The sequence below is a fragment of the Massilia cavernae genome (assembly GCF_003590855.1).
GTDB lineage: Bacteria > Pseudomonadota > Gammaproteobacteria > Burkholderiales > Burkholderiaceae_D > Telluria_A > Telluria_A cavernae.
The window spans coordinates 1-5,848 of record NZ_QYUP01000049.1; the positions used below are offsets into that span (position 1 = coordinate 1).

The 5,848-nt window shown below is 62.3% G+C and carries 6 protein-coding genes; 1 reads left to right on the forward strand and 5 read right to left on the reverse strand.

The window, feature by feature from the left end; genetic code table 11:
* From D3872_RS04895 to phaC, 3 genes are all read right to left on the reverse strand, one after another.
* On the reverse strand, nucleotides 1-901 hold a 901-nt coding region (locus D3872_RS04895; RefSeq protein WP_229459168.1), incomplete at its 3' end, for a radical SAM protein.
* A 97-nt stretch (nucleotides 902-998) separates the two neighbouring features.
* Nucleotides 999-1,550: a polyhydroxyalkanoate synthesis repressor PhaR gene (gene phaR, locus D3872_RS04900; RefSeq protein ID WP_119809739.1), complete on the reverse strand. Its 552-nt coding sequence runs from the start codon at nucleotides 1,548-1,550 to the stop codon at nucleotides 999-1,001.
* Between the two features lie 204 nt (nucleotides 1,551-1,754).
* On the reverse strand, nucleotides 1,755-3,476 hold the full coding sequence (gene phaC / locus D3872_RS04905) for a class I poly(R)-hydroxyalkanoic acid synthase (protein ID WP_119809740.1): 1,722 nt from the start codon (nucleotides 3,474-3,476) through the stop codon (nucleotides 1,755-1,757).
* Between the two features lie 48 nt (nucleotides 3,477-3,524).
* On the opposite strand from phaC, the gene D3872_RS04910 reads away from it, so the two are divergent.
* Nucleotides 3,525-3,812 (forward strand): hypothetical protein, encoded by a 288-nt coding sequence (locus tag D3872_RS04910; RefSeq protein ID WP_119809741.1) that lies wholly within the window; start codon nucleotides 3,525-3,527, stop codon nucleotides 3,810-3,812.
* A 30-nt stretch (nucleotides 3,813-3,842) separates the two neighbouring features.
* On the opposite strand, the gene pgeF is transcribed toward D3872_RS04910, so the two are convergent.
* Both pgeF and D3872_RS04920 read right to left on the reverse strand, forming a co-directional pair.
* A complete protein-coding gene (gene pgeF / locus D3872_RS04915) occupies nucleotides 3,843-4,628 on the reverse strand; it encodes a peptidoglycan editing factor PgeF (RefSeq protein ID WP_119809742.1) in 786 nt (261 codons plus the stop codon).
* Nucleotides 4,625-5,617, reverse strand: coding sequence for an RluA family pseudouridine synthase (locus tag D3872_RS04920; protein ID WP_119809743.1), 993 nt, complete (start codon nucleotides 5,615-5,617; stop codon nucleotides 4,625-4,627). The genes pgeF and D3872_RS04920 overlap by 4 nt, the downstream gene beginning before the upstream one ends.
* Between the last annotated feature and the right edge of the window lie 231 nt (nucleotides 5,618-5,848).

Sequence of the window (5,848 nt, forward strand, 5' to 3'; positions counted from 1 at the left end):
GGCGCTTCATGCGCTTCAATACGTCCGGGTGCGCGTGCTGCATCGGGATGTCGAGGTAAGGCAGGATATTCTCACCGGTCATCATCGGGATGACCTGGTCGACGTGCGGGTACGGGTACACGTAATGCAGGCGCACCCACGCGCCGTACTGCTTGGCCAGCTGGCCGAGCGCTTCGACCAGCTGCGTCATGTGGGTCTTGACCGGGCGGCCGTTCCAGAAGCCGGAGCGGAACTTGACGTCAACGCCGTAGGCGCTGGTGTCCTGCGAGATGACCAGCAGTTCCTTGACGCCGGCCTTGAACAGGTTTTCGGCTTCGAGCATCAGGTCGGCGATCGGGCGCGATACGAGGTCGCCGCGCATCGACGGGATGATGCAGAAGCTGCAGCGGTGGTTGCAGCCTTCGGAAATCTTGAGGTAGGCGTAGTGCTTCGGCGTCAGCTTGACGCCCTGTGCCGGCACCAGGTCGAAGAACGGCTCGTGCGGCTTCGGCAGGTGCAGGTGCACCGAGCTCATGACTTCGCCGACCGCGTGCGGGCCGGTCACTGCCAGCACCTTCGGGTGCACCTTCATGATGATGTCGTCGCCCTGCGCATCCTTCTTGGCGCCCAGGCAGCCGGTGACGATGACCTTGCCGTTCTCGGCCAGCGCCTCGCCGATCGCGTCCAGCGATTCCTGCACCGCCGCGTCGATGAAGCCGCAGGTGTTGACGATCACGAGGTCGGCGCCTTCATAGGACTTGGCGGTGTCGTAGCCTTCGGCGCGCAACTGGGTCAGGATCTGTTCGGAGTCGACCAGCGCCTTCGGACAGCCGAGCGAAACGAAACCGACCTTGGGAGCGGCTGCAGGCGCGCCGATCGGGGCGTCTTGTGCGGGAACGGGGATACGGCGGAGTTCAGACATGGCGGGGGACGAGGAGAAAGCAGGATAGCCCGCTATTGTACCCCACTGCCATGCCTGGGTGTGCAGCCGGCGGCGCGGATTGCCCGCGCCTGTGGCATTACTTTTTGTCTACTGGCACGAAGGGAAACGCGCCAAAAATCGTTTTGCTCTGGTTCTGCATTTGCTCCTGCATCTGCACGAACAGGTTCTTGCTCTGGTCGATGTAGTTGTTCATCATGCCTTGCATCATCGGGCCCTGGACATTCATGAACTGGGTCCACATCTCGGGGCTGAACGGCTTGCCCTCGAAAGCGCCGGCGGCGTTGTTGGTGAACTTGTTCTGGATGTCGGTGAACGCCTGGACGTTTTTCTCCAGGTAGGACCCCATCATGCCCTGCATCGCGTGCCCGTAGTAGCGAATGATCTGCGACAGCACCGCGCTCGAGAACATCGGTGCACCGTTGGCTTCCTCTTCCAGGATGATCTGGAGCAGGATGCTGCGGGTAAGGTCTTCGTTCGATTTCGCATCGACAACAGTAAATTCGTCTCCGTCGAGCACAAGTTGTTTTACGTCCGTCAAGGTGATGTACGAACTCGTCTGGGTGTCATACAGGCGACGGTTCGGGTATTTCTTGATCAGGCGTTCAGCGCTCTTCTTTCCACTACTCATCTCAGGTTTCCACTATTGCGCCGCAGCGCGTCTTGAATAATTCGAAAAAAAAGCGGACTCAGTCCGCTCCCTCTGACAAGCCCTACCTGTTCATTATAGAGTGCTTATCCGGAAAAGTACCATCTTGCGACGCCGCCTGCAGCATTTATTGCACTGCATCCCGAAATGTAAATACGGGGCAACATCGCTTGCCCCGTATTCAACTCAGTCGGCGCGCACCCTGACGTAGCGCCCAGGGGCCGGCTCGATCGGCGTGTACTCGGCATTGCCCGGCTTCTTCGGCGCGGCAATATCCTTGCCGCCATTGTCGGCCAGGAATTGCGCCCACTCGCCCCACCAGCTTCCCTTGTTCTCGGTGGCGCCGTCGAACCACTCGCCGGCGGTCTTCGGACGCGACCTGCCGCTGGCGTCGTTGACCCAGTAGCTGCGCTTGCCTTTGGACGCCGGGTTGATCACCCCGGCGATGTGTCCGGACGCGCCCAGCACGAACTTGTTGGCCTTCGGCTTTTTCGGGTTCAGCAGGCTCATCGATTCGAACGCGGCCGTCCACGGCACGATATGGTCTTCCTTCGAGCCGAACAGGAAAGCCGGCGCGTCGATGTCGGCCAGGTGGACCGGGTGGCCGGCCACGCTCAGCTTGCCCGCTTCGCGCAGGTTGTTCTCCAGATACATATTACGCAGGTACCAGCAGAACATCGGGCCAGGCAGGTTGGTGCTGTCAGCATTCCAGTAAAGCAAGTCAAACGGAGGCGGCTCGTTGCCCTTCAGGTAATTCGACTGGACGTAATTCCACACCAGGTCGTTCGGGCGCAGCGCCGAGAAGGTAGTGGCCAGGTCGCGGCCCGGCATCAGGCCGCCTTTGCCCAGCTGCTGTTCGCGCAGCGCCACCTGGGCGTGGTCGACGAACACGTCCAGCACGCCGTTGTCGGAGAAGTCCAGCAAGGTCGTCAGCAGCGTGACGCTGGACGCGGCCTGGTCGCCGCGCGCGGCCAGCACCGCCAACGCGGTGGCGACGATGGTGCCGCCGACGCAGAAACCCAAGGTGTTGATCTTGTCCTTGCCGCTGATGGCGCGAGTGACTTCGATCGCCTTGATCGCGCCGTGCTCGACGTAGTCGTCCCAGGTGGTCTTGCCCAGCGATTTGTCGGGATTGCGCCAGGACATCAACAGCACGGTGTTGCCCTGCTCGACCGCGTAACGAACCACCGAGTTTTCGGGCTGCAGGTCGAGGATGTAGAACTTGTTGATGCAAGGCGGCACGATCAGCAGCGGGCGTTCGTGCACCTTCGGCGTGACCGGGTCGTACTGGACCAGCTGGAACAGGTCGTTTTCGAACACGACCTGGCCGGGCGTCGTCGCCACGTTGCGGCCGACCTCGAAAGCCGACTCGTCGGACTGGGAGATGCGGCCCTTCTGCATGTCGGCCAGCATGTTGGCCATGCCCTTGGCCAGGCTTTCGCCCTTGGTGTCGATCAGCTTCTGCTGGGCTTCCGGGTTCGTCGCCAGGAAATTGGCCGGCGACATTGCGTCGACCATCTGCTGCACCGCGAAGCGGATTTTCTGGTGCTGGCGCGGTTCGGCGTCGACCGCTTCGGCCAGCGCGGTCAGGAATTCGGCATTCAGCAGGTATGATGCGGCGTGGTAGGCGGTCAGCGGATTGGACTGCCATTCCGGCGAGGAAAAGCGGCGATCAGGCAGGGCCGGCTTGCGCGAAGCGATAAAATCCTGCCACAAGGCGTGCGCCTTGTTCATGTAGTCGGCCTTGAGGGCTTCCAGCGCATCGGGCTTGATGGCGACGCCGGCTTCCTTCAGCATGCCGGACAACGGGTTGGCGCTTTGCTCGGGGAGCTTTAGCCACGACTGCCATGGGTTGGTGAACTGCGACATCCAGGCCGTAGCCATGGCGTTTGGATCAGGCATATTCATGTTTGCTTCCGTTTGTTTAAAATCGGGTTTTCAAATAAAGGAATTCGTATGTGGCTTGTGGCAATTGCCTGGATTTATGTGGTCGGCCTGATGGCGCTGACGGAAACGTCGTTCGTCGCGGGTGTCATGACCTTCCTCGGCTATTGCGCGCTGCCGTTGTCAATCCTTTATTATCTTACAGGAACTAAGCGAAGGAAGCGCAAGGCCGAGCTGAAAGCCAGGGCCGCCCAGGCTGCGGCGGCGATTCCAGATGCTGCCAACCAGGCGCCCGGCGTGGCCGTCACCGACTGCTCGTCCGCCGACGGCAGTGGCTGCGACGGCGGCGGCACGCGATGAATGCCGCAGTATCAGGCGACCCCGTCCTTACTATTTGAGCCAGATCAAACTCGCCTGCCTGCCGGTAAGGTGGCTGCGGCGGTACGAGTAAAAGCTTTCGCGTTCGGTAAATGTGCAACGGTTTCCACCCGACACTCGCGTGACCCCGTCGCGCGCCAGGAACAGCCGCGCCAGGGTGTACATGTCGGCCAGGTATTTCCCCTGGCGGCCAGGGAAAGGCGCGAACGCCGCCCTTACCTTCTCTTCTTCATCCTTGCCCTGTGCGGCCGCGGCAAAGCTGTCCAGTACATCCTGACCCACTTCGAAAGCCGATGGTCCGATCGCCGGGCCCAACCACGCTGTGATTTCCCCGGCACCCTTGCCGCGCATCGCCTTGATTGTTTCGCCGAGCACGCCGGCAGCCAAGCCGCGCCAACCCGCGTGGGCTGCGCCCACCACCTTGCCATCGACGTCGGCGAACAGCACCGGAAGGCAATCGGCCGTCATCACCGCGCACACCACGCCGGGACGGTCCGTGACGCCGGCGTCGGCCACCTGGACCGGCGCGCCGGGCTGCACGGTGGCGGCGTCGGCCACCGCGATGCCGTGTACCTGCGAGGTCCAGGCAGGAGTAGCGGGCAGCAAGCCTTGCAGCAAGGCGCGGTTGGCGCGCACGGCGTCGGCGTTGTCGCCGCAGTGCAGGCCGAGGTTCAGCCCGCCGCCGCCACGGCCGTCATCGTAGGGACCGGCGCTGACGCCGCCGGCGCGCATCGTGGCCAGCGCGCCGATGTTGGCGGGCGCGTCGGGCCAGTCAGGAACCAACACTTGTGGGGTCATGCCGCTTCCGGCTCGGGGATGCCGGCACGTGCGATCAGCTCGGCAAAGTCGGACGCCAGCGGAACGATCCACTCGCAATCCTCGCCGGTGGCCGGATGCACCAGGCCGAGTCGGCGCGCCTGCAGCGCCTGGCGGTGGAAGGCCGGCGCCAGGTGCTGCTTGCCGTACACGGTATCGCCGACCAGCGCGAAACCGATCGACATCATGTGCACGCGGATCTGGTGGGTGCGCCCCGTTTCAAGCTGGCACTGCACCAGGCTGACCGGGCGGCGGTCGAGCATACCGGACGCGATTAGCTGGTAGTGCGTGATGGCCGGCTTGGCCGAGAAGTTGGTCGACACCGCCATCTTGACCCTGTCTTTCGGGTGGCGTCCCATCGATGCGTCGATGGTACCGGAGACCCGCGGCGTGCCCCATACCAGCGCGAAGTACTCGCGCTTGACGCTGCGCGCCTGCAGCTGGCGCACCAGGTCGGTCTGGGCGGCCAGCGTCTTGCCGATCACCATCAGGCCGCTGGTGTCCTTGTCGAGGCGGTGCACGATGCCGGCGCGCGGCACGTTGGTCAACTGCGGGCAATGGTGCAGCAGGCCGTTCAGCAAGGTGCCGGTCCAGTTGCCGGCGCCCGGGTGCACGACCAGGCCGGCCGGCTTGTTGATCACGATAATGTGCTCGTCTTCGAAAACGATATCGAGTGCGATTTCTTCCGGTGTATAAGCTTGGTCTTCCGGCGCACTTTGTGGCAGGATGACGACCGTTTCATCGCCGTACGCGGTATCCTTGCCGCGCTTTGGCTTGCCGTCGACGAGCACGTGCCCGCCTTCGAACCACTGCTGGATGCGGCTGCGCGAGAACTGCGGCACCAGGCCGGCCACGACCTTGTCGAGGCGGTGGCCGCATGCGTCCGGTGTCAGTTCAAGGGTAATCGGAGACAGGTCGGAACCGGCGGCGGCTGGCGCGAACTCCGCGTCCAGTTCATCGTCGAAATCCATGTCTTCGGGTAAATCCGCCGAATTCGGCGTTGGAGTTAATATCACAGCATTCCCATCGGCTATAATCAGCCTTTCGTTGAAACTCGAATCCTCTTGCAAAAAGCTATGCAAAAAAAATTGAAAGTAGTTGTTGCTTCGTTCCTTCTGCTTGGTATGTCAGCTTGCAGCTTGATGCCGGAAAAAACGGACCAGGCCAAAAACTGGTCAGTAGAGAAATTATACGCTGAGGCG